Genomic DNA, 23,656 nt, shown 5'->3' on the forward strand with positions numbered 1-23,656 from the left:
TCCTTCCTTTACACCCCGAGGGGGCGTGTGTTACGGACGCCCCGACATTTTTCGACGCATCACATCGAAAAGTGGGCCGCCGTGCCCGCTTTTTGTGTTTTTGGAGACCTGCTTCCTGGCCATGGAGTCGAAGAACATCAAACAGACGGTGGAGGAGAAGGCGGCCGCGCTGCTGGACCCCATCGTGGCGAACGAAGGCCTGGAACTCGTGGACCTGGAGTACGTCCGTGAGCGTGAGGGCTGGGTGTTGCGGCTGTTCATCGACAAGCCCGGTGGCCGGGTGGGTCTGGACGAGTGCTCCCAGGTGTCGCGCGCCGTGGATCCGGTGCTCGACGTGGAGGACTTCATCCCCCAGGAGTACAACCTGGAGGTGTCCAGCCCCGGGGTGAACCGGCCCTTGAAGAAGCCGGCGCACTTCGAGCGGGTGAAGGGGCAGAAGGTCAAGGTGAAGACCTTCGGCCCGCTGGGCGACCCTCCGCGGAAGAACTTCAGCGGCACGCTCACCGAAGTGGCGGCCGACGCCATCTCCGTGGACGTGGAGGGGGGCGGCCTGTTCGTCATCCCCTTCAAGGACATCGCCAAGGCCCACCTGGAGTTCGAGTTCTAGAAGCCGACATACAGGGGACCCTGTTCGCGCCAGGGCCGCCCGTGGACCCATTTCCGGAGAAGACAAAGCCATGCCCACGCCCGCCAACCCGGCCGTCAACCTCAACCTCGTCCTGGATCAGGTCGCCAAGGACAAGGGCATCGAACGGGCCGTGCTCATTGCCACCCTCGAGGACGCGATGAACACCGCGGCCAAGAAGCACTTTGGCCAGGACCGCAACCTGGAGGCCAAGTACGACCCAGAGAAGGGCGTCGTGGAGCTCTTCCAGGCCATCACCGTGGTCGCGGAGATCACCGACCCCGTCCAGGCCGTGAACCAGATCACCATGGACGAGGCCCACAAGAAGGGCATGGAGGTGGAGCCCGGCGACGAGCTCGTCTTCCAGATCTTCTACCGGGACGAGGACGCCGCCGAGGCCAAGGCCCAGGACGACCAGTACGGGGACATCCTCCGGCTGAAGACCTTCCGCCGCGGCTTCGGCCGCATCGCCGCGCAGACGGCCAAGCAGGTCATCCTGCAGCGCACCCGCGACGCCGAGCGCGAGAACGTCTTCAACGAGTACAAGGACCGCAAGAACGAGATCGTCACCGGCATCGCCCGCCGGTTCGAGCGCGGCAACATCGTGGTGGACCTGGGCCGCGCGGAGGCCGTGCTCCCCGTGCGCGAGCAGGTCCCGCGAGAGACCTACCGCCCGGGCGACCGCGTCCAGGCCTACGTGCTGGACGTGCTGCGCGAGTCCAAGGGCCCGCAGATCGTCCTGTCGCGCGCGTCCGTGAACCTGCTCACCAAGCTCTTCGAGATGGAGGTGCCGGAGATCGCCGAGGGCATCGTCGTCATCGAGGCGGCGGCGCGCGAGCCGGGCGGCCGCGCGAAGATCGCCGTGTCCAGCCGCGACTCGGACGTGGATCCGGTGGGCGCGTGCGTGGGCATGAAGGGCAGCCGCGTGCAGGCGGTGGTGCAGGAGCTGCGCGGGGAGAAGATCGACATCGTCCCCTACGACGAGGACCCGGCGCGCTTCGTGTGCTCGGCCCTGGCCCCCGCGGAGGTCAGCCGCGTCATCATCGACGAGGCCAACCACGCCATGGAGCTCATCGTCCCGGACGACCAGCTGTCGCTGGCCATCGGCCGGCGCGGGCAGAACGTGCGCCTGGCGGCGCAGCTGACCGGCTGGAAGCTGGACATCAACAGCGAGAGCCGCGTGCGGGAGATGCGCGAGTTCGCCAGCCGCTCGCTGGGCGCCCTGCCGGGCGTCAACGAGATGCTGGTGGAGACGCTCTACGCGCACGGCTTCCGTCAGGCGCGCGACGTGGCGGACGCGAACCCGGAGGTGCTGGCGCAGATCCCCGGCATCGACCCCACGCGCATCCCCTCCATGCAGGAGGAGGCCCGGAAGCGCATGGTGGAGGACCAGCAGGAGCTGTCGCGCATGGACTACGAGCGCGAGCAGGCCCGGCTGGCCGAGGCCCGCCGCCACCCGGACGAGCTGTCCCAGCCGGAGCGCATGGCGCGCGTGCGCGGCGTCGGCGAGAAGACCATCGAGCAGCTCATCCTCGCCGGCTACCGCACGGTGGAGGACATCGCGAACGAGAAGGACCTCACCCGCCTGGGCGACGTGCCGGGCGTGGGCATCAAGAAGGCCCGCCAGCTGAAGAGCGCGGCGGAGAACTACCTGGTGGAGGAGGCCAAGCTGCGCGCGGAGTTGAACGCAGAACGGGGCGCGCTGGCGTCGGCCGGCGGCTCGGAGGGCGCGGAAGCGGCCAAGGCACCGTAAAGTCAGGGGGGAGGGTGGATGCGCCGCGCAACCAAACGGCCGGGGACACATCCCATGGAAATCACGGCGTCAGGTCCGGTCAGGACCTGCGTCGGGTGCGGTTCGCGCAAGGCACAGGCGGAACTCACCCGGTTCGTGGTAGGTCCCCAGGGCGGCGTGGTGGCGGACAGGCGGCGGAGGCTGCCGGGGCGGGGGGCGTACCTGTGCGGTGCCGGTTGTCTGACGGCAGCGCTCAAGCGTAAGGCGCTGGGCAGGGCCTTCCGAGGCAAGGCGGGGCAGGTCGACCCGTCGGTGCTCGGGCAGGCATGGGAGTGAGGGCGGGAGGGTGGAGAGGTTGCGGGGGGAGGTGGTTGTTAAGCACCACTCGCACACAATTTCGGCTTTGGACTAGGGTGCTCGGCCTCGTCGTCGGCGGAGCAGAAGGCCAATCAAGGTATGTCGAAGAAGCGCGTTCACGAAATCGCCAAGGAGCTCAAGAGCCACGGGATTGAGCTCGACAACAAGGAGGTCGTGACCGAGCTCGCTGGGCTGGGTTACGACGTCAAGAGCCACTCGTCCTCCCTGGACGATGACCAGGCCACGGCCGCGGTCCAGAAGATCCTGGACAAGCGCAAGCCGAAGCAGGCCGCCGCGCCCGTCGCCGCCAAGGGCTTCGTGGTGCGCCGCAAGGTCGGCGTCCCCGCGGGCACGTCCGCCCCGGAGAGCCACGACGCCCACGCGCAGGCCGCCGAGCCGGCCTACGAGCAGCCGGAGCCCATGTCGGAGCCGCAGGCCGCCTCCATGGCGCCGGAGCCGCCGCAGGCGCCCGCCGACCAGGAGCTGCCGCCCGCCTCCGTGGAGGCCGCGCCCGTGGCCCACGCCCCGGAGCCCCCGGCCGTGACGGCCACGTCGCCCGAGGCGACCGTCGCCGCCATCGCCGCCGCGCCGGAGTCGGTCCCGGCGCCCGAGGCTCCGGCCAGCCCGTCTGTTGACGCATCCGCCACCCCGCCCGTGACACCGCCGTCCACCCCGCCTTCCGCGGCGGTGGCGGAGACGCCCCGGGCCGCCGAGCCGACCCCGGCCACGGCGACACCGCGCAGTCCTACGCAGGAGAGTCCCCGCTTGCCCAACCCCCCTCAGCGCTCGCCGGTCCCGCCCACCGCACGGACGCCTTCCTCCACGTCGACGTCCGCGACGGTCATCTCCCGAGGCCCCGGCTACGTGCAGCGCCCGGGCGCCACGGGCGGGCGTCCGGGTGGGCCGCCGGGCAGCCGTCCGGGCGGTCCGGGTGCTCCGGGCGGTCGTCCAGGTGGGCCCACGGGGCCGGGCAGCCGTCCTGGCGCGCCCATGCAGGGCCGTCCGGGCTCGGGGCCCCTCCAGAACCGTCCGGGAGCGCCCGTCCAGGCGCGCCCCGGGCAGGCGGGGCCGGTGCGTCCGTCCACGCCTCCCTCGGCTGGCGCCGCGGGTGGCGCTCCGGTGCAGCCCACCGGCCCGACCATCATGGTCGGCGGCGTGCCGCACGCCCAGGTCGCGCCCACGCAGGGCGCCCAGGCGCGCCCCACGGCCACCCAGGCCGTGGTGATCTCCCGGCCGCTCATCCAGGTCCGCCGCGTCACGCCCACCACGACCCAGGCCAAGCAGTACCCCATGGCCCCGGGCCGCGCCGGCATCCCCACGGAGAAGCGCGAGTACAAGGTCGTCCAGGACCACCTGGGCCGCGGCCGCGAGCTCGTGGACGTCTCCAAGAACAAGGAGCGCGGCCAGCGCAAGCGCACGGGCCCTGAGACCACCAGCGTGTCCAAGCAGGAGCTGTCGGACATGGTCTGGGGCCGCATCCAGATCCCCGTCCGCGGCAAGAAGCGCAAGCCCACGAAGAAGGGCGCCAAGACGCAGATCACCCAGATGGCCGAGGAGAAGAAGGTCATCAAGCTCCAGGAGGGCATCAGCGTCTCCGACCTGGGCCAGCGCATGGGCATCCGCACCGCGGAGCTCATCAAGAAGCTGATGGGCATGCAGAAGATGGCCACGGCGAACCAGATCCTGGACGCCGACACCGCGGAGCTGCTCGCCAGCGACTACCACTGGAAGGTCGAGCGCGTCGGCTTCGAGGTGGAGGACTACCTGCCGGAGGTCACGGCGAAGGCCGAGGACGAGCGTCCCCGTCCGCCGGTGGTCACCATCATGGGCCACGTCGACCACGGCAAGACGAGCCTCCTGGACGCCATCCGCCAGGCCAGCGTGGCCTCGGGCGAGGCGGGCGGCATCACCCAGCACATCGGCGCGTACAGCGTGTCCACCGCGCGCGGCGACGTCACGTTCCTGGACACCCCGGGCCACGAGGCCTTCACGTCCATGCGCGCCCGTGGCGCCAACGTGACGGACATCGTGGTGCTGGTGGTGGCCGCGGACGACGGCGTGATGCCCCAGACCGTGGAGGCCATCAAGCACGCCAAGCAGGCGGAGGTGCCCATCGTCGTCGCCATCAACAAGATGGACGTCCCGGGCGCCAACCCCGACCGCGTGAAGAAGGACCTCGCGGGCCACGAGCTGGTGCCGGAAGAGTGGGGCGGCGACACCATCATGGTGCCCGTCTCCGCGAAGACGAAGATGAACCTGGATCTCCTCCTGGAGAACCTGGCCCTGCAGGCGGAGGTCCTCGAGCTGACCGCCAACCCGGCGCGCCCGTCCGTGGGCGCCATCGTGGAGGCGAAGCTGGAGCGTGGCCGCGGCCCCGTGGCCACGGTGCTGGTGCAGGAGGGCACGCTCAAGCTGGGCGACGCCATCGTCACCGGCACGCACTACGGCCGCGTCCGCGCCATGAACAACAGCCGCGGCGAGCAGGTGAAGGAAGTGAAGCCGGGCTACTGCGCGGAGGTCGTGGGCCTCTCCGGCGTGCCCACCGCGGGTGACGCCATCAACGTCGTCTCCGACGAGAAGGCGGCCAAGCAGATCGCCGACCACCGCGCCATGAAGGAGCGGCAGACGGAGCTCAGCAAGGTCAGCCGCGAGTCCCTGGACCAGCTCTTCGCCAAGACGAAGGCGGGCGGCGGGCCCAAGGAGCTGCGCGTCATCATCAAGGCGGACGTGCAGGGCTCCGCGGAGGCCGTGCGCCAGGCGGTGGACAAGCTCACCACGCACAAGGTGCGGGTGGTCATCATCGACGCGGGCGTGGGCGCCATCACGGAGACCGACGTCATGCGCGCGGCCGCCTCCAAGGGCGTCGTGCTGGGCTTCAACGTGAAGCCGGAGTCGGGCGCGGAGGCCGCGGCCAAGGCGCAGCAGGTGACGCTGCAGAGCTACTCCATCATCTACGAGCTCATCGACGGGGTTCGCACGGAGATGGAGGGCCTCCTGGAGCCCATCCGCACCGAGCGCAAGCTGGGCCGTGCGGAGGTGCGCAACACCTTCAACGTGCCGAAGCTGGGCACCATCGCCGGCGCGGCCGTCCTGGACGGCGTGATGAAGCGCGGCTCGTTCGTGCGCCTCATGCGCGAGAACAAGCAGCTCTTCTCCGGGAAGATGGCGTCGCTGCGCCGCTTCAAGGACGACGTGAAGGAAGTCGCCCAGGGCTTCGAGTGCGGTATCGGCATCGAGAACTTCAACGACCTCAAGGCCGGCGACATCATCGAGGCCTACGAGATCGAGGAGACCCGGCAGAGCCTCTCGTAACCCCGAGGGGCGTACTCGACGGACCCCGGGGAAGGCCCCACCTTTCCCGGGTGAAGGACGACGCGACGGAGCCTGGGCGCAGGTGCTGCGCCCGGGCGGCCGTCGGCCTGGGGGACCTCTATGTTCGTGGGAGTCGCACGCCTCACCCTCCAGATTCCGGAGAGCGCCTCGCTGAAGTCCAAGCGGCAGGTGCTCCGCCGGGTGACGGACCGGGTGAAGGCCCGCTTCAACGTGGCCGTCGCGGAGGTGGACGACCAGGACCTCTGGCAGAAGGCGTCGGTGGCCCTGGCCGTGGTGGGCAACGACCGCCGGCACGTGGATGAGCAGCTGGAGAAGATCATCCACTTCGTGGAGGAGATGTACGTCGCGCCGCTGATGGCCCGGGAGACGGAGGTCCTCACCTTCGGGGACCAGCTCTATCCGGACAAGGTCCCCGGGGGCACCTTCCGCGCGCCCGTGCGGGTCCCCGAGCCGGCGGACGAGGACGCCCACCTGTCCCCCGAGGACGCGCACGCGCACACGGAGGCGGCCATCGCGCGCTTCCTGCGCAGCGACCGCTCTCTGGCGGAGGCGGAGGGGCTGGGCGCGTGGGAGCAGCGGCACGAGGGCGCGGGCCCCGGGCCCGGGGCTCCCCGCCCCACGGGTGAGGGTGGAACGCTGACGTTGGAAGACGCCCGGGCCAAGGCCCGGGCGCTGCGCAACCCGCGAGATTGGGAGAAGAAATGACGACGCATGCACGACCCGAGCGCGTGGGGCAGGAGATCCAGGCGGCCATCGGCGCCCTGCTGACGCGGGGGGAATTGCGCGACCCGCGCATCGGCTTCATCACCATCACCGGCGTGAAGGTGTCGCCGGACCTGCGGGTGGCGAAGGTCTTCTATTCGATGCTGGGCACGGACCAGGAGAAGGCGGAGACGCAGAAGGGCCTGGACGCGGCCAAGGGCTTCGTGCGCCGCGAGGTGACGTCCGCGGTCAACCTGCGCGTGTCGCCGGAAATCTTCTTCGCCTTCGACGCGTCCGTGGGCGAGGGCGATAAGATCGACCGGCTCCTGCGCGAGGTGCGCGGCAAGGAAGGCTGGTAGGCCCCGCTTCATGGACGGCGTTCTCGTCATCGACAAGCCCCTGGGCCCCACGTCCTTCGACGTGGTCCGCCAGGTGCGCGGCCTGCTGAAGGTGAAGAAGGCGGGCCACACGGGCACGCTGGACCCCATGGCCACCGGCGTGCTGCCGGTGTGCCTGGGCGAGGCCACCAAGGTCGCCGGCGTCATCACCGAGGGCGACAAGGCGTATGACGCCGTGGTGCGGCTGGGCGTGGAGACGGACACCCAGGACGCCCAGGGCAGGCCCACGGCGCAGGCCCCGGTGCCCCCGCTCACGGCCCCGCTGTTGGAGGCGGTGCTCGCCCGGTTCCGGGGCACCTTCGAGCAGGTGCCGCCCATGTACTCGGCGGTGAAGGTGGCCGGGAAGCGGCTGTACGAGCTGGCGCGCGCCGGGGAAGAGGTGGAGCGGGCGAGCCGCACCGTCACCGTGCACGAGCTGGTGCTGCGCGACTTCTCCGCGGACCGGCTGACCCTGTCCGTGCGCTGCACCAAGGGCTTCTACGTGCGCACGCTGGCGTACGACCTGGGCCGCGCGCTGGGCTGCGGGGCGCACCTGGAGGCGCTGCGGCGCACGATGAGCGGCCCCTTCACCCTGGCGCGCGCGCTGCCCCTGGGGGAGCTGGCCACGCTGTCCCGCGAGGCCGTGGCCGCGCGGCTGGTGTCGCTGGCGGAGGCGCTGACGGACCTGCCCGCGGTGCGGGTGAACGCGGAGGAGGCGCGGCGGGTGTCGCACGGCGTCCCCGTGGAGGTCGCCCCCGTGCCGGGCCGGGTGCGGGTGCTGGGCCCGGATGACGCGCTGCTCGCCATGGCGGAGGTGGTGGGCGGGCGGCTTCGCTACCTGCGGGTGTTCGCCTGAGTGGCCTCCCGGACCCATGACATCTCCGTGAGCGTGGCCCCGGGCCTTCGCGGCGCCTTCGACGGGCGGCGCGAGCTGTCCCTGGGCGTGCCCGCGACGGCGGACGTCGGCGACGTGGTGGAGGCGCTCCTGCGGCTGTACCCGCGCACCCAGAAGCTCCTGGCGGGCGACGGCGGCGAGGCGGGGGGCCCGTACCTGCACCTGGCCATGGATGAAGCCTCGGCCCGGGAGCTCTCCCCGGGCGGGGGCGGAATGGCCGGGGGCTGCCGGTTGTACGTCTTCGCACTGTCCCGCCCCCCGCGGGGCGGACGGACGGGCGGCGAAGGTTGACCCCCCAGGGGGTGAAGCTTATAAGCGGCCCGCTCGTTAGAAGGACCATCTGTGGCCGGGTCTGTACCCCTCCGCGGACCCAGGCGGCACGAGCAGTCACCCCGGAGCGGGATTCAGGAAGAAGCCCATGTCGTTGCATCAGGAGCGCAAGAGCGAGCTGGTCACGAAGTTCCGCACCCACGAGTCCGACACCGGCTCGCCCGAGGTGCAGGTGGCGCTGCTGTCCGAGCGCATCAACATGCTCACCGAGCACTTCAAGACCCACAAGAAGGACCACCACTCCCGCCGCGGTCTGCTGAAGCTGGTCGGTCAGCGCCGCCGCATGCTGGACTACCTCAAGTCCAAGGACGTGGCCCGCTACAAGAAGCTCATCGAGGGCCTCGGCATCCGCAAGTAGTCCTCGAGCAGCACCCGGGGCGCTGGCACATCACCAGCGCCCCGCGCATTTGGGCAGCATGGTTTCACGCGGCAGTTGGTTCAACAGAAGCGCGGACGCAGGCGAAGGAGTCGGGCGAGGGAGTGGTGGAGGCGGGCTCTTTTGGTTTCCGTTCAGACCGGCCGACCTGAGGTCATGGGTGGGCGGGTGTGATCAGGGATCAAGAGGTCCGGTCCATCCCTTCGGCGCTCCGCAACGGAGCCCGTTTCCGCAGGACAGACAGCGTTCGTCTGGCATGTGCCTGCTTCAGGCCCTGGCGACCGCTCATTCCCAGAGGGCCCCTTCCGGGCGACTTGAGGCCCCACGCACGTGGGCAGGTCGCGGCCGGCGAGGGTCCTCGCACGCGAAGCAGGCACGGAAGGCCACACGACATGTTGAAGAAGAGCGTCAAGATTGGTGAGAACGAGCTGAGCATCGAGACGGGCCGCCTGGCCAAGCAGGCCGACGGCGCGGTGGTGGTCCGCTACGGCGACACCATGCTGCTCGTGACCGCGGTGAGCGCGCGGGAGAAGAAGGACGTCGACTTCCTGCCCCTCACGGTGGAGTACCAGGAGAAGCTGTACTCGGCGGGCCGCATCCCGGGCAGCTACTTCAAGCGCGAGGGCCGCCTGACGGAGAAGGAGACGCTGGCCTCCCGTCTGGTGGACCGCTCCTGCCGCCCGCTGTTCCCGGAAGGCTACGCCTACGAGACGCAGGTCATCGCGTCCGTCATCTCCGCGGACCCGGAGAACGAGGGTGACATCCACGGCATCACCGGCGCCTCTGCGGCGCTGTGGGTGTCGGACATCCCGTTCAACGGCCCCATCGCGGGCATCCGCGTGGGCCGCGTGGGCGGCCAGTTCGTGGCCAACCCCACCGCGAAGCAGCGCGAGCAGAGCGACCTGGACCTCGTCATGGCGGTGAGCCGCGAGGCCATCGTGATGGTGGAGGGCGGCGCGGAGGAGGTCAGCGAGGCGGACATGGTGGCGGCGCTGGAGTTCGGCCGTCAGCAGGCCCAGCCCGCGCTGGACCTCCAGGACCAGCTGCGCACGGAGCTGAAGAAGCAGGTCCGCGCCTACGAGAAGCTCGCCACCATCGACGAGGGCCTGCGCAACCAGGTCCGCGAGCTGGCGCTGGAGGGCGTGAAGGCCGGCTACGCCATCAAGGAGAAGGCGGCCCGCTACGAGGCGCTCTCCAAGGCGAAGAAGGCGGCCGTCGCGGCGCTGAAGGAGAAGCTGGGCGAGGCCTTCACCCCGCAGGTGGAGAAGCACGCCAAGCAGGTCATCGAGGACCTGAAGTACGAGCACATGCGTGAGATCACGGTGAACGGCGGCCGCATCGGTGACCGTCCGCACAACGTGGTGCGCCCCATCACCAACGAGGTGGGCGTGCTGCCCCGCACGCACGGCAGCGCGGTGTTCACCCGCGGCGAGACGCAGGCGCTCGTGGTCGTCACGCTGGGCACCAGCGAGGACGAGCAGCGGCTGGAGCTGCTCAGCGGCCAGGCCTTCAAGCGCTTCATGCTGCACTACAACTTCCCGCCGTTCAGCGTGAACGAGACCAAGCCCCTGCGCGGCCCCGGCCGTCGCGAGGTGGGCCACGGCGCCCTGGCGGAGCGCGCGCTGCGCAACATGATTCCGGGCAGCGACTCGTTCCCGTACACGGTGCGCCTGGTGTCCGAGATCCTGGAGTCGAACGGCTCGTCCTCCATGGCGTCCGTGTGCGGTGGCACGCTGGCGCTGATGGACGCGGGCGTGCCCATCAAGGCGCCGGTGGCGGGCATCGCCATGGGCCTGGTGAAGGAGGGCGACAAGATCGCCATCCTGTCCGACATCCTCGGTGACGAGGACCACCTGGGCGACATGGACTTCAAGGTCTGCGGCACGTCCAAGGGCATCACGTCCATCCAGATGGACATCAAGATCACCGGCCTCACCACGGAGATCATGAGCCGCGCGCTGGAGCAGGCGCGTCAGGGCCGCGAGCACATCCTGGCGGAGATGGCGAAGACGCTGAGCGCGCCGCGCAAGGAGATCAGCCAGTTCGCGCCGCGCATCACCACCATCCAGATCCGCCCGGAGTTCATCAAGAACGTCATCGGGCCGGGCGGCAAGGTGATCAAGGACATCATCGCCCGCACGGGTGCCGCCATCAACATCGAGGACTCCGGCCGCGTGGACATCGCCAGCGCGAACAGCGAGGCGGTGAAGGCGGCCATCGCGATGATCCAGGCGCTCACGCGCGAGGCGGAGATCGGGAAGATCTACACGGGCACGGTGCGGAAGATCGCCGAGTTCGGCGCCTTCGTGGAGCTGTTCCCGGGCACCGACGGCCTCATCCACATCTCCGAGCTGTCCGACAAGCGCGTGAAGAGCGTGTCGGACGTGCTGAGCGAGGGCGACGAGGTGCTGGTGAAGGTCGTCAGCATCGACAAGACGGGCAAGATCCGCCTGTCGCGCAAGGAGGCCATGGCCGAGCGCGCCACCGCGCAGGGCGCGCCTCCCGCGGTCGCCACTCCGGCGGCGGCCACGCCGGACGCGAAGGCCTGAGCCCGGCCCCCGCCTAGCGGCCCTCCGTGAGGAAGGCCGCTTCCGGAAAAAGACGCCCCGTCTCCTCCGCCTCCGGGCGCGCAGGGGCGGGGCGTCGTCGTTTTCGTCCCCGGGGGCTGGCGGCTTAAAACCCGGAGAGGGGCTCCCGCGTTGATGGGGGACCGCCCCGGAGGCTCCATGCCGGTCCACCCATCCAGCTCCTCGGAGCCCTCGAGCAGCTTCCTCACGGATGTCTCCCGGTTCCTGGGGGCGTTCCGCTGGGCGTTCATGCCGCTGGGGCTGCTCGCGCTGGTCGCGGTGGGCGTGCACGCGGCGGCCGATACGCTGGATGACCGGCTGCTCACGGCGGTGGACCGGCTGGACTCCGCGTTCGATGCGTGGGTGGGCCAGTTCCCCTCGCTCGCGTCCCTGGTGGACTGGGTGTCGCTGGAGACGCGCACCCGGCTGGCGCGGGCCCTGGCCCTGTGCTGGGAGCTGGCGGCGGACCTGCTCCTGGCGCTGCCCGCGCTGGGCTATCGCGAGACCGACGCGGCCCGGCCCGTGGAGCCCTGGCGTCCCGTGACGGCTTCCTCGTCCTCGTCCTCGTCCTCGTCCTCGTCGTGGAAGGCGCTGCTGCGGCGCTGTCTGCGGCGGCCCACGCCCATGCGGTGGGTGCGGCCCCTGGCCACCGCGGGCGTGGTGCTCGCGGGGGCGTGCACGGTGGCGCGGCTCGTCCAGGGGACGGTGTACCTGTCGTGGCGGCCGCTGTTCGGCGACGTCGCCGCGGACTGGGCGGCCCGGGGCCTGGCGGTGGCGGCGCTGGGCGGTGTGGCCGTGTCGCTCGGGTGGCGCGCGGTGCTGCGCAACCTCCAGCACGCGGACGCGGCGTGTGAAGCGGTGGGCTCCCGGCGGGCCTGGACTCGCGGGCTCGTGGGGTGCCTCGTGGTGGCGCCCCTGGGACTGGCGGCGGCGTGGGACGCGGCCCCGGTGCTGTCCTTCCTTCGCTGAGGCCCCGACGCATGTTCGCTCGACGCGCCCGCGGGCTCCTGGACTTCACCTTCGCGCTCCTGTGCGTGTGGTGCGCGTACCACCACACGCCCGCGGGCGCGCTCCTGCGGCGCGCGGGGGTCTGGGCCTTCCACACGCGCACCAGCGCCCGGCCGCTGCTCGCGTACTACGACGGGGTGAGCGGCACGGCGGTGCCCGTGCCGGATGCGCTGCCCGCCGCGCTGGCCACGCGCGTGCCCACCGGCGTGGAGGCGCTGGCGTGGGGGACGCACTCCGCGCTGAGGGCCCTGGACCCGAAGGCCCGCGAGCCCGCGCTCGCGCTGGCCCGAGAGGTGGGCATCGCCCCGGAGACGTTGGTGGACCCGGCGCAAGGGCCGGCGGCGACGCGGCGGCTCCTGGACGCGCTCGCGGCGGACTTCCCTTCGGAGGAGGCGCGGGTGACGGCGGTGTTCGCCGGGCGGGTGCCCGCGCGCTTCGCGCTGGAGCGGGTGGGCGCGGAGGGGGGGGCGCTCGACCTGGAGCGCCTCGCGAAGCAGCTGCCCCCGGGCTTCGAGGGCTCCTCCGTGGGCGCGGCGCAGGCGCTGGCGCTGTCCACGGCGCTGAGGCTCGGGTGGCCCGTGTCGGAGCGCGCTCCGGTGACGAGCCCCTTCGGCTACCGCGTCCACCCCACGCTGCGCACGCGCCGGATGCACACGGGGGTGGACCTGGCGGTGCGCTCGGGCACGACGGTGACGGCCGTGGCCGCGGGCGTGGTGCGCCGCGCGAGCGAGGACTCCGTCAACGGCCGCGTGCTGGTGCTGGACCACGGGCGGGGGGTGACGACGGCGTACTGCCACAACTCCGAGCTGCTGGTGAAGGCGGGCACGCGGGTGGAGAAGGGCCAGGCCATCGCGCTGTCGGGCAGCACCGGCCGGTCCACCGGACCGCACCTGCACTACCAGCTGGAGCTGGCCGCGCGGCCCGTGGACCCGTTCGGGTTCCGCACCGCCCTGCGCATGGCGGACGGCGCGACCGAGCTGTGACGACCCTGGAGGTCGGCGCCAGGAAGTAGAGGGGGACCCGGGTGCGTGCTACGGCGGGAGGCATGGACGCCAGGCTGACTGTCCCCGTGCGCCGGGTGCGCTCGCATCCGGACCCGCTGCCCCTGCCTCGCCACGAAACGGAGCTGGCCGCCGGGCTGGACCTGCGGGCGGACATCGACGGCGAGCGGGTGCTCCAACCCCTGGAGCGGATGGCGGTGCCCACGGGGCTGGCCTTCGCGCTCCCGCCGGGCTTCGAGGGCCAGGTGCGGCCGCGCTCGGGGCTGGCGCTGCGACATGGGGTGACGTGCCTCAACTCCCCCGGGACGGTGGACGCGGACTACCGGGGGGAGGTGCAGGTGATTCTCATCAACCTGTCCAACACCCCCTTCACCCTGCGTCGGGGGGACCGGGTGGCCCAGCTGGTGGTGGCCCCGGTGACGGCCACGGCGCTGTGGGAGGTGGAGGTGCTGGAGGCGACTTCCCGGGGTGACGGAGGTTTCGGGTCCACGGGCCGCTAGGGCCCGGCGCGCAACGTCGTTCCTCAATGGCCTGGGAGCGGGCAGAATGGGGGCCCCGGTCGTCCGCCGGGGAGGTCGCCCCCCGCGGCCCCGTTCTGGAGTTTCACTGCTTTGCTCTGCTACCGCTGCGGCAGCCATGTCCCCGATACGAGTGAAACCTGCGCCACGTGTGGCCAGAAGTTCGACGCGGCCGCGCGTCAGGCGGCGGGGGCTGCGCGCCGCAAGGGCACGGAGGGCGCGCCGTACAAGCCCGGCGACGTCGTCGCGGACCGCTACGCCATCCAGGAGGTGGTGGGGGCCGGGCCGCTGGGCTTCGTCTTCCGCGCGCAGGACCAGGCCATCGACGTGGAGGTGGCGCTGAAGGTCATCCAGCCCCGGCTGGTGCAGCAGCCCGAGGAGCGCACGCAGTTCGCGCTGTCCATGCGGGTGGGCAAGAAGCTCAACCAGCCCAACCTGGTGCGCGTGTACGAGGAGGGCGTGGACGGGGACCGGCCCTTCTTCACGATGCAGCTGCTGGAGGGCATCACCCTGCGCCGGATGATGGAGCAGCGCGCGGCGAAGGGGCAGCTGTTCTCGCTGAAGGAAGTGGAGCCGCTGCTGGCGCAGATGGCGGCGGCGCTGGACGGGGCGCACCGCTTCGGGCCGCACTCGAACCTGAAGCCGGAGAACGTCTTCGTCCTGCCGGACATGCTGAAGGTGTCGGACTATGGGCTGGGGCTCGCGGTGCCGCACCTGCCCTTCGCGCAGGCGCAGAAGGGGCACCGGGCGGCGGCGTACATCGCCCCCGAGTACGTGAATGGCGCGGAGCTGGACACGCGCATGGATGTGTACTCGCTGGGCGTGCTGATGGGAGAGCTGGTGACGGGCCTCCTGCCGGAGGACGGCGGGGTGCCCGAGGTGTCGGTGCGGCATCCGGACCTGCCGCCCGCGTTCGAGTCCCTCTACCGGCGCGCGCTCAACGTGAACCCGCTGGCCCGTCCGAAGTCGGGCGGTGAGCTGCACGCGGAGTTCGCGGCGCTGGTGCAGCGGCACCCGGCCGCGGCGTCGAGGCAGCGCGCGGTGCCCGCGGCGGGCGCGCTGTCGCAGGCGGCGGTGGCCGCGCGCGCCGCGAGCAAGCCGCTGCCGCCGGTGCCCACGGGCATGTTGCCGGTGGCGAGCGCGCCCACGCCGGCCGCGCCCGTCCCCGCGGTGGAGGACGAGCCGCCTCCGGATGCGACGCAGCCGCTGGACGCGGCGACGCTGGCGGCCATCCTGGGGTCGAACGCGAAGGCGCTGGACTACATCACGGGGCCGGAGGCGCGCTCCGTGTCCGACGCGGCGACGCAGCAGGAGATGCGCGCGGTGGCGTCGCCAAGCCGCAAGGGCGCGGAAGCGGCCTCGACGCCGCGGCTCCCGGGGCAGGGGGCCGACGCGGCGACGCAGCAGGAGGTCCGCGCGGCCTCGCGCGCGCCGGATGAGCCGCGCGCCGCCCCGGCCAGGGCCGCCGAGCCGGTGATGCGCATCTTCGCGAAGGCGGAGGAGCCTTCGTTCCCGGCGGAGCCCCGTGGCGCCCGCTCCGCGGACGGCGCGTCCGAGGCGCGGTCCCAGGGCCGCGGCGGCGCGGATGCGGAGGTCCGCTCCAGCGGTCGCGGCGAGACCTCGTCTGGCGACCTCCGCTCCAATGGCCGTGGCGAGACCGCGTCTGGCGACCTCCGCTCCAATGGCCGTGGCGAGGCCGCGTCCGGCGATGCGCGCTCCAGTCGCGGTGAGGCGTCCTCGGGCGACCTCCGCTCCAACGGGCGCGGTGAAGCCGCTTCCGGCGAGGGGCGCTCGGGGCGCGGCGAGGCGTCCTCGGGCGATGCTCGCTCCAACGGTCGCGGTGAAGCCTCGGTGAGCGAAGGGCGCTCCGGTCGTGGCGGTGAGGCCTCCGACAGCCGCCCCAGCCATCGCAACGCGGAGGCCGCCAGCCGGGGCTCCGACGACGACGAGTCTTCGGCGTCTCGTTCCACCAGCCGCGGTGGCCGCGGCTCGCGGGCCTCGGGCGCGGCGCCGTCCGGGGGCTCTCGCGGGGCGGAGCCGTCCGGTCCTCGGGCCTCACGGGCCTCGGCGGCTCAGGGCGCGGGCCGCGCCTCCAGCGCTCACGGTGAGAGCTCCACGTCCACGGGCGGACGCTCCCGCAGGGGCGAGCCCCCTCCCGACGTGTCGGGGGTCCGCTCCGGAGTGCGCCGTCTGCCGCCCGAGACCTCCGGCCTGCACACGCTCCCCACGACTCGCGCCACGCAGGCGAAGCCGGCCCGCTCCGGCCCCAGCTCGATGGTGTGGATGGTCATCCTCGCGGTGGCCGGCGTCGTGCTGGGCGCGGGGGGGGGCTACCTCTACCTGCGCCTGCGCCAGGCCCAGGCCGCGAAGAACGGCCCCGCCCCCGTGACGCCCGCGCCGTCCGCCGCGACGGGCGGGCTCCTCGACACGATCCGCTGTCCGGACGGCATGCGGCCGGTGAGCGGCGGCAGCTTCAAGAAGGGCACGTCCCCGGAGGAGCTGGAGGGGGCCGGCGCCGCCGATGAGGTGCCCATGGACAGCGTCATGGTGGACTCGTTCTGCATCGACGAGTTCGAGTTCCCCAACCAGGCCGGCAAGAAGCCTCGCGTCAACGTGACGTGGCTCGCGGCGAAGACCGCCTGCGACGACCTCGGCAAGCGGCTGTGCTCGGAGGAGGAGTGGGAGAAGGCCTGCAAGGGCCCCGGCAACGCGCGCTTCTCCTCCGGTGAAGAGCAGGCCCAGGCGGCCTGCAACACCGGCGCGACGGGCGCGGCCGCCGCGCCCACCCTGGCGCCCGCCGGGGCCTTCCCGTCCTGCCGCTCCGCCTACGGCGTGGCGGACCTGTCCGGCAACGCCGCCGAGTGGACCGCCTCCAACTTCTCCAATACCGACGAGCGGCTCATCAAGGGTGGCGCCTTCGACACCCCCGGCGACACTGGCCGGTGCTCCGCGCGCCGCCGGAGCGGCCCCACGTCGAAGTTCGCGAACGTGGGCTTCCGCTGCTGCCAGAACGTGCCGCAATGACGACCCTCCGGAGGCTCGCGCTCCTCACGCTCCTCCTGCCCGCTGTCGCCCTCGCGCAGGCCTCGCAGCGCAGTCCTGCCCGGCCGCGCGTCGTGGCCGTGAAGTCCTCGAGCCTGGCGCCGTACGCCTCCTTCCTCGCCGGCTTCATGTCCGAGGTCCGCGCGGACGTCACCGAGCTGACCCTGGAGGAGAGCCCCACGGAGGCCGCGCGCGTCTTCAAGTCGCTGGCGGCGCAGAAGCCCGCGCTGGTGCTCGCGCTGGGCCCGCTGGCGGCCAACGCCGCGCGCCGCTCGCTGGGCGAGGGCATTCCCGTGCTCTTCGCCATGGTGCCGTACCACGAGAAGTACGGCCTGGAGGCGTCCAACGTCACCGGCATCGCGCTCACCAGCGACTTCGGGCCGGAGCTGGCCGCGCTCAAGGCCGTGGCTCCGGGCGCGAAGCGGGTGGGCATCCTGCACGACCCGCGCTCCTCGGCGGGCGCGGTGGCGCAGGCCCGCTCCGCTGGCTCGGCCCAGGGGCTCACCATCGTCCCGCTGGCCGTGGAGGCGCAGGAGCGGGTGGGCGAGGTGCTGGAGGGCGCGGCGGGGAAGGTCGACGGCCTCTTGATGGTTGCGGACAAGACCGTGGGCAACGCCTCCGTCGTCCAGGCGCTCATCGCCTTCAGCACCTCCCGCAAGGTGCCGCTGGTGGCGCTCACGGCCAGCCAGGTGAAGGAGGGGGCGACGCTGGCCCTCACGCCGGCCCCGGTGGCGCTCGGTCAGCAGGCAGGGCGGCTGGCGAACAGGATCCTCCTCGAGAAGGTCGACCCCGGCGCGCTGGCGGTGGCGCGGCCCGAAGGCCTGGACCTCTCGTTCAACCTCACCGCCGCGAAGAAGTCAGGTCCGTCCTGTGACGTCGCGCTGGAAGTGCTCCGGTTCGCGGCGCGCCGGGACTTTGCCGTGAAGGTCTACGAGTGATTCCACGCTACAGCCGTCCCGAAATGGCCGCCCTCTGGTCCGACGTCGCCCGCTACCGCCGCTGGCGCGACGTGGAGCTCGCCGCGCTGGAGGGCATGGTCGCGCAAGGCCTCGCCCCCAAGGACGCGCTGGAGGACTGCCTCGCCCGCGCCGGTGACTTCACCGAGGCGGACGCCGCGCGCATCGAGGAGATCGAACGCACCACCAAGCACGACGTCATCGCCTTCCTCACCTTCGTGGAGGAGCGCGTGGGGCCCAGCGCCCGCTGGCTGCACCTGGGCATGACGTCGTCGGACGTGCTGGACACGTCGCTGGGGCTCACCCTGCGCGACGCCCTGGACCTGCTGCTCAAGGGCCTGGACCGCGTGATGGCCGCGGTGGAGAAGCGCGCCTTCGAGCACAAGCACACGCTGCAGATGGGCCGCAGCCACGGCATCCACGCGGAGCCCATCACCTTCGGGCACAAGCTGGCCATCTGGTACGACGAGCTGCGCCGGGGCCGCGCGCGCCTGCTGCACGCGCGCGACACCATCGCCGTGGGCAAGATCTCCGGCGCGGTGGGCACGTTCGCGCACCTGCCGCCGTCGGTGGAGGAGCACGTCTGCCAGAAGCTGGGCCTCCAGCCCGCGCCCGCCTCCAGCCAGGTGGTGCAGCGCGACCGGCACGCGGAGTTCTTCACCGCCATCGCCCTGGTGGGCGCGAGCCTGGAGAAGTTCGCCGTGGAGATCCGCCACCTCCAGCGCACGGAGGTGCGCGAGGCGGAGGAGCCCTTCACGCCGGGACAGAAGGGCAGCAGCGCCATGCCGCACAAGCGCAACCCCATCCTGTCGGAGAACCTCACGGGCCTCGCGCGCCTGCTTCGCGGCTACGCGGTGAGCGCCATGGAGGACGTGGCGCTGTGGCACGAGCGGGACATCTCGCACTCGTCCGTGGAGCGCGTGATCGGGCCGGACGCCACCATCCTGCTGGACTTCATGCTCCACCGCTTCGCGGGCCTGGTGGAGAACATGCGCGTCTACCCGGAGCAGATGCGGAAGAACCTGGACCTGCTGGGCGGCGTGGTGAACTCGCAGCGCCTGCTCCTGGAGCTCGCGCGCAAGGGCATGGACCGGCAGGCCGCGTACGTCGTCGTCCAGCGCAACGCGATGAAGATGTTCGAGGAGGGCGTGGACTTCCGGCAGGCCCTGCTCAACGACGCGGACCTGCTCAAGATGATGACGCCCGAGGAGGTCTCCGACTGCTTCTCCCCGGGCTACCACACGCGCCAGATGGACGCGGTGTTCCAGCGCGTCTTCGGCCGCGCCAGCTAGCGCGGCCCCAGGGGCGAGGGGGCTAGAGGTAGCCCTTCGCCCGCAGGTGCCCCTCGATGCGGGAGTGCACGTCCCCGGGCGTCAGCGCGAGGGACGTGCCGGTGATGCGCTCGTAGGCGGCCACGTACTTGGTGGCCAGGTCCACGCGCACGTCGTCCGGGATGGCGGGCACCGCGCCGTGGCCGGAGAAGTTCCGCTCGCGGATGAGCCACTGGCGGATGTTCTCCTTGTCCAACATCTTCTGGTCCTCGCCCTTGGCGAAGCGTGACGCGTACTCGTCCGCCACCCAGTAGCGGCTGGAGTCCGGGGTGTGCATCTCGTCGATGACGTAGAGCTCGTCGCCGACCTTCCCGAACTCGTACTTCGTATCCACCAGGATGAGGCCGCGCGTGCGCGCCCACTTCTGGCCCTCGAGGAACAGGCCCCGGGCGGCCTCCGTGATGCGGGCCCAGTCGCGCGGCGTGGCCAGCCCTCGCGACAGGAGCTCCGCCTCGGAGATGGGCTCGTCGTGCTGGCCGTACTCGGCCTTGGTGGACGGCGTGAGGATGGGGGTCTCGAACGCGCTGTCCTTGCGCAGCCCTTCGGCGAAGGGGACGCCGTAGGCGGTGTGCGTGCCCTTCTCGTAGTCGCGCCACAGGCTGCCCGTGAGGTAGCCGCGCACCACCACCTCCACGGAGAAGGGCTGGCAGGCGCGGGCCACGGTGACGTTCGGGTCCGGCACGTCCAGCACGTGGTTGGGGACGATGTGCTTCGTGCGGTCGAACCAGAAGGCCGCCAGGCGGTTCAGCACCTCGCCCTTGAAGGGGATGGTGGTGAGCACGTGGTCGAACGCGGAGAGGCGGTCGCTCGTCACCAGGATGAGCGTGTCGCCCTTGCGGTACGTGTCGCGAACCTTGCCCTTGTAGGGCGTGCCGAGCGACGGCAGGTCCGTCTGACGAAGGGTGTGGGTGAGTTGCGCGTGGAGGGCGGAGGTGTTCACGTCGGAGGCGCCTCGCGGCCCCGGCCACTGACCGCCGGAAGGCGGCGGGAGCGGGGCCAGCTCATGAGGCGCGCGACTCTACTGGAGGCCCGCCGCCATGGAAGCAGGACCGTAGGCCGTGGCCAGATAGAGGAACGCCGGGTTGATCCGCAGGATACCGTCCACGTAGGCGACCGCGTACGGCGCGCCCGCGGCCCGGTCCACCCGCACCGCGCCCTCCGGCTGGATGTCCCACAGCGCCAGCAGCGTGCGCGCCACCAGCTCCGCGGCCTCGCGCTCCGACAGGCCCTGCAGGCTCTCCCGCCGGTCCTCCGGCCAACGGTCGCCCGTCCGCGCGTCGAAGACGAACTGCAGGCCGCTGCCCGCGTCCGGCGGCTGGAGCAGGTCCGCGCGCGCGTCGAAGCCCGGCGCCGCGACGAACTCGTTGCCCTGGATGATGGGGAAGAGCGCCACGCCCTGCGCGGACTGGCCGGCCTGTAGCTCCGACTGGCGCGCGATGTCCCGGAAGAGCTCCAGGCGGACGGACGGGGCCTCGAACTCCACCACCTCCGGCGTGCTGCTGAGCGCCTGCCGCGCCGTGAGCGAGGAGCGCACGGGCGCACCCGTGCCGTCACACGCGGTGGTGAGCAGTGACAGCGACAGGAGCAGGCCAGGGACCCAGCGACGCATCGGCGGGAATATACCGATCACGCGGACGCACCACCAGCTAAACTCGGGTGCATGCGTCCAGGTGCGGAGCTGACCGTCGTCCTTCATCAGACCCGTTCACCCGACAACCTGGGGGCTGTCTGCCGGGTCATGGCGAACTTCGGTTTTGAACGTCTCGTCCTCTCGGAGCCGGTGGTCCAGGACTTCAGCGCCGCGCAGAAGATGGCCGTGAAGGGGGGCCACATCCTCGCCGGCATGCGCGTCGCGCCGGACCTCCAGGCGGCCCTGGAGGACTGTGTGTATGTCGTGGGCACCACGTCGCGCACCCAGGTGGAGAAGCGCACGCCGCTGACGCCGGAGGACGCGGCGCGCCGGCTGGCGGAGGAGAGCACGCGGGGGCGGGTGGCGCTCCTGTTCGGTGGAGAGCAGCGCGGGCTGTCCGACGAGGACCTCACCCACTGCCAGGACCTGCTCGTCATCCCCACGTCGGAGGTGCAGCCGTCCATGAACCTGGCGCAGTCCTCCGCGGTGCTCCTGTACCTCTGCCACCGGCAGGGGCTGACGTCCGGGCCCGCGACGCCGCCGGAAGAGGAGGCCGGCGCGCGGCTGGGGACGCTCAACGCGCTGAGCGGGCGCATGCGCGCGGCGATGCTGGCGGCGGACTTCCTCAACCCGCAGGCGCCGGAGCACGTGCTGCATGAGCTGGAGCGGACGTTGATGCGCGCGCGGCTGACCCAGCGCGAGGCGGAGCTGTGGCTCAACGCCTTCAAGCACCTGGGCCGCGCGGTGGCGCCGGGGACCTCCCGCGGGTGAGGCGGAGGGCCGGCGCCACGCGAACAGCCGGGGCGACCTAGGCCGCCGCTTCCTTCTTGTAGGTCTCGGCGTAGTGCTTCTCGCACAGGCCGGCCTTGGGGCCGACCTTGGCGCGGCACTCCGGCTTGGAGCACACGCGGTAGCGCGAGTGGGGCAGCTCGCCCTGGCGCCACTTCTTGAAGTGGAAGAAGCAGTAGCTCTTGGCGCGGTAGGGGCGCTTGCAGCCCTCCACCGTGCACGCCTTCTTACCGCCGCCCTTGGCGGTGCGCGGCCAATGGGTGAGCTTCGTCGTCTGGGTGGCCTCGGCCATGGTACGGACTCTCCTGCGAAACGATGCTTGAAGACCCGCGGCGCCACCTGGGGGTGGATCCGCCACGATGTGAAGGCGCACGGTGTATCGCCGGGTTTCGCGGAACGCAAGGAGGCTGGAGGCCCGCCAGGGCCCTGGAGGCCCCGTCCGTCAGGGGGCGGCCAGGCCGTCCTCCCGCTCCCGGGGCCCGCCCGCGCGGCCGGGCCGGTCGCGGGGCACGGGGGACAGCAGGTCCTCCAGCACGGAGCGCGCCCCGGCGGCCCGCTCGCTCGGCGCGCCCCCCGAGGCCACCGTGGACGGCGGCGACTCCACGAAGGGCAGCTCCTCCAGCTTCACCTTCACCGTCAGCGGGCGGCCCAGCCGGCGCAATTGCAGCCGGACCTGCTGGCCCACGCCGCGCGCGGCCACCTGCCAGCGCAGCGTGTGCGCCCGCGCCACGGACAGCCGGTCCAGGTTCAGGATGATGTCGCCGGTGCGCAGGCCCGCGCGCGCCGCGGGGCCGTCCTCCACCACGTCCGTCACCACCACGCCCCGGCTGCGCGGGTTCAGGTTGAAGGCCTGCGCCACCTCCGGGGAGAAGTCCTGCACGCTGATGCCCATCCACCCGCGGCGCATGCGCCCGTGGGCCTTGAGCTGCGGAATCACCGTCTTCGCGATGTCGATGGGGATGGCGAACCCGATGCCCTGGCCGGACACGTTGACGGCGTTGGCCACCGCCACCACGTCGCCGTGCAGGTCCAGCACCGGCCCGCCGGAGTTGCCCGGGTTGATGGAGGCGTCCATCTGCAGGTAGTCGAAGTCGCCGTCGCGGCCGTTGGGCGTCACGTCCGTGCGGCCCACGTAGCTCACCACGCCCACCGTCACGGAGTGCGCCAGCCCGAACGGGTTGCCGATGACGACCACCCAGTCCGCGATGCCCACGTGGGACGCGGACGCCAGCTTCAGCACCGGCAGCTTCCGGGGCGCGTCCACCTTGAGGAGCGCGCAGTCCGTGCGCTCGTCCTCGCCCACCACCGTGGCGGGGAACTCCTCCACGTAGCCGTTCGCGCTGCGGATGGAGATGGTGACCTCCGAGGCCCCGTCCACCACGTGCGCGCTGGTCAGGATGTAGCCGTCCGGATGGATGATGAAACCGGAGCCGATGCCGCGCTGGGGCTCCTCGCCCGGGGGCACGTCCGCGCTGTCCTGGCGCGTGGTGATGGACACCACGGCCGGCATGGCCTTGCGGGCCACGTCGCTGATGTTCGAGTGCTGCCGGGAGACGGCGCGGTTCTGCGCCTCCAGCCACAGCCTCCCGGGCGGGCGGGCCCCGGCGCTGCCCGCTGTCCCCAGCGCGCACGCCAGCGCCGCCACCTTGATGCAGCCCCCGACCCGCTTCCAACCCATGGGCCCCGCCTTCCCACCACCGTCCAACCCGCTGCCCCGGCGCAACGTAGGCACGGGGGCGGGCGGGGGGAAGGGGGCGCCGGGCGATCAGCAACAGGCCCCGCGGTGGGGGGCCTACTTCTTCTTGGCGATGATGTTGTTGATGGCCGCCCGGTCCTCGGCGGTGATGCGCTCGCGCGGGCCCGCCGCGTTGGCGGACTTCTGGGACACGGCGCCCTTCGCGTCCTCCAGCGCGTCCTCCACGCTGCCCTTCACCTTGTCCAGCGTGGAAGGGTTCACCGACCGCTTCCAGGTGCGCTCCAGGTGGTCCAGCGGAGAGCGGCCGTCCACGTTGCCCCGCGCCAGGAAGACGCCCAGCCCCACCGCGCAGGTCGTCCAGACCAGGAACTTCAACACGCCCATGATTCAC

The 23,656-nt window shown here is 71.8% G+C and carries 22 protein-coding genes; 17 read left to right on the top strand and 5 right to left on the bottom strand.

Annotated elements, in window-relative coordinates:
* The first annotated feature begins 121 nt into the window (after window positions 1-121).
* The 16 genes from rimP to purB all read left to right on the top strand — a co-directional run bounded on the left by rimP (window position 122) and on the right by purB (window position 19,111).
* Window positions 122-607, top strand: a complete 486-nt coding sequence (gene rimP / locus U8525_RS13905) for a ribosome maturation factor RimP (protein ID WP_374265682.1) — start codon at window positions 122-124, stop codon at window positions 605-607.
* Window positions 608-677: 70 nt separating this feature from the next.
* The gene (nusA, locus tag U8525_RS13910) at window positions 678-2,378 is read left to right on the top strand and encodes a transcription termination factor NusA (RefSeq protein WP_374265684.1); all 1,701 of its coding nucleotides are present in this window, start codon (window positions 678-680) and stop codon (window positions 2,376-2,378) included.
* Window positions 2,379-2,432: 54 nt separating this feature from the next.
* Window positions 2,433-2,693 carry a YlxR family protein gene (locus U8525_RS13915; RefSeq protein ID WP_374265686.1) on the top strand — a complete coding sequence of 87 codons (261 nt, stop codon included), beginning with the start codon at window positions 2,433-2,435 and terminating at the stop codon, window positions 2,691-2,693.
* A gap of 120 nt (window positions 2,694-2,813) precedes the next feature.
* Window positions 2,814-6,026: a translation initiation factor IF-2 gene (infB, locus tag U8525_RS13920; RefSeq protein ID WP_374265688.1), complete on the top strand. Its 3,213-nt coding sequence runs from the start codon at window positions 2,814-2,816 to the stop codon at window positions 6,024-6,026.
* Window positions 6,027-6,146: 120 nt separating this feature from the next.
* Complete coding sequence (locus U8525_RS13925; RefSeq protein ID WP_374265690.1) at window positions 6,147-6,752, top strand: DUF503 domain-containing protein; 606 nt, start codon at window positions 6,147-6,149, stop codon at window positions 6,750-6,752.
* Window positions 6,749-7,108 carry a 30S ribosome-binding factor RbfA gene (rbfA, locus tag U8525_RS13930; RefSeq protein WP_374265692.1) on the top strand — a complete coding sequence of 120 codons (360 nt, stop codon included), beginning with the start codon at window positions 6,749-6,751 and terminating at the stop codon, window positions 7,106-7,108. The genes U8525_RS13925 and rbfA overlap by 4 nt, the downstream gene beginning before the upstream one ends.
* 10 nt (window positions 7,109-7,118) lie before the next feature.
* On the top strand, window positions 7,119-7,982 hold the full coding sequence (gene truB / locus U8525_RS13935) for a tRNA pseudouridine(55) synthase TruB (RefSeq protein ID WP_374265694.1): 864 nt from the start codon (window positions 7,119-7,121) through the stop codon (window positions 7,980-7,982).
* Window positions 7,983-8,312, top strand: a complete 330-nt coding sequence (locus U8525_RS13940; RefSeq protein WP_374265696.1) for a hypothetical protein — start codon at window positions 7,983-7,985, stop codon at window positions 8,310-8,312.
* A 127-nt stretch (window positions 8,313-8,439) separates the two neighbouring features.
* Window positions 8,440-8,709 carry a 30S ribosomal protein S15 gene (gene rpsO / locus U8525_RS13945; protein WP_014398807.1) on the top strand — a complete coding sequence of 90 codons (270 nt, stop codon included), beginning with the start codon at window positions 8,440-8,442 and terminating at the stop codon, window positions 8,707-8,709.
* 410 nt (window positions 8,710-9,119) lie between these two features.
* Entirely contained in the window at window positions 9,120-11,276 is a 2,157-nt protein-coding gene (pnp, locus tag U8525_RS13950) for a polyribonucleotide nucleotidyltransferase (RefSeq protein ID WP_374265699.1), read from the top strand.
* A gap of 177 nt (window positions 11,277-11,453) precedes the next feature.
* Entirely contained in the window at window positions 11,454-12,263 is an 810-nt protein-coding gene (locus U8525_RS13955; protein WP_374265701.1) for a hypothetical protein, read from the top strand.
* Window positions 12,264-12,274: 11 nt separating this feature from the next.
* Window positions 12,275-13,285, top strand: a complete 1,011-nt coding sequence (locus U8525_RS13960) for a M23 family metallopeptidase (protein ID WP_374265703.1) — start codon at window positions 12,275-12,277, stop codon at window positions 13,283-13,285.
* Between the two features lie 62 nt (window positions 13,286-13,347).
* A complete protein-coding gene (dut, locus tag U8525_RS13965) occupies window positions 13,348-13,803 on the top strand; it encodes a dUTP diphosphatase (RefSeq protein WP_374265705.1) in 456 nt (151 codons plus the stop codon).
* A 111-nt stretch (window positions 13,804-13,914) separates the two neighbouring features.
* The gene (locus U8525_RS13970) at window positions 13,915-16,845 is read left to right on the top strand and encodes an SUMF1/EgtB/PvdO family nonheme iron enzyme (RefSeq protein WP_374265707.1); all 2,931 of its coding nucleotides are present in this window, start codon (window positions 13,915-13,917) and stop codon (window positions 16,843-16,845) included.
* Window positions 16,842-17,801 carry an ABC transporter substrate-binding protein gene (locus U8525_RS13975; RefSeq protein ID WP_374265709.1) on the top strand — a complete coding sequence of 320 codons (960 nt, stop codon included), beginning with the start codon at window positions 16,842-16,844 and terminating at the stop codon, window positions 17,799-17,801. Before U8525_RS13970 ends, U8525_RS13975 begins: the two co-directional genes overlap by 4 nt.
* Entirely contained in the window at window positions 17,798-19,111 is a 1,314-nt protein-coding gene (gene purB / locus U8525_RS13980; protein ID WP_374265711.1) for an adenylosuccinate lyase, read from the top strand. Before U8525_RS13975 ends, purB begins: the two co-directional genes overlap by 4 nt.
* Window positions 19,112-19,133: 22 nt before the next feature.
* Here purB and U8525_RS13985 read toward each other — a convergent pair whose 3' ends face one another.
* Together U8525_RS13985 and U8525_RS13990 are read right to left on the bottom strand one after the other, a co-directional pair.
* Window positions 19,134-20,090, bottom strand: coding sequence for a phosphoribosylaminoimidazolesuccinocarboxamide synthase (locus tag U8525_RS13985; RefSeq protein ID WP_374265713.1), 957 nt, complete (start codon window positions 20,088-20,090; stop codon window positions 19,134-19,136).
* Window positions 20,091-20,168: 78 nt separating this feature from the next.
* Window positions 20,169-20,759, bottom strand: coding sequence for a hypothetical protein (locus U8525_RS13990; RefSeq protein ID WP_374265715.1), 591 nt, complete (start codon window positions 20,757-20,759; stop codon window positions 20,169-20,171).
* Window positions 20,760-20,810: 51 nt separating this feature from the next.
* Between U8525_RS13990 and U8525_RS13995 the strand changes: the two genes are divergently transcribed.
* Window positions 20,811-21,551 (top strand): RNA methyltransferase, encoded by a 741-nt coding sequence (locus tag U8525_RS13995; protein WP_374265717.1) that lies wholly within the window; start codon window positions 20,811-20,813, stop codon window positions 21,549-21,551.
* 37 nt (window positions 21,552-21,588) lie between these two features.
* Here U8525_RS13995 and U8525_RS14000 read toward each other — a convergent pair whose 3' ends face one another.
* From U8525_RS14000 to U8525_RS14010, 3 genes are all read right to left on the bottom strand, one after another.
* Window positions 21,589-21,861 (bottom strand): vegetative protein, encoded by a 273-nt coding sequence (locus tag U8525_RS14000; protein WP_223636190.1) that lies wholly within the window; start codon window positions 21,859-21,861, stop codon window positions 21,589-21,591.
* A gap of 150 nt (window positions 21,862-22,011) precedes the next feature.
* A complete protein-coding gene (locus U8525_RS14005; RefSeq protein ID WP_374265719.1) occupies window positions 22,012-23,247 on the bottom strand; it encodes a S1C family serine protease in 1,236 nt (411 codons plus the stop codon).
* A 114-nt stretch (window positions 23,248-23,361) separates the two neighbouring features.
* Window positions 23,362-23,649 (bottom strand): hypothetical protein, encoded by a 288-nt coding sequence (locus tag U8525_RS14010; RefSeq protein WP_374265721.1) that lies wholly within the window; start codon window positions 23,647-23,649, stop codon window positions 23,362-23,364.
* Window positions 23,650-23,656: the final 7 nt, after the last annotated feature.

This window comes from Corallococcus sp. RDP092CA (assembly GCF_041903675.1).
Lineage (GTDB): Bacteria > Myxococcota > Myxococcia > Myxococcales > Myxococcaceae > Corallococcus.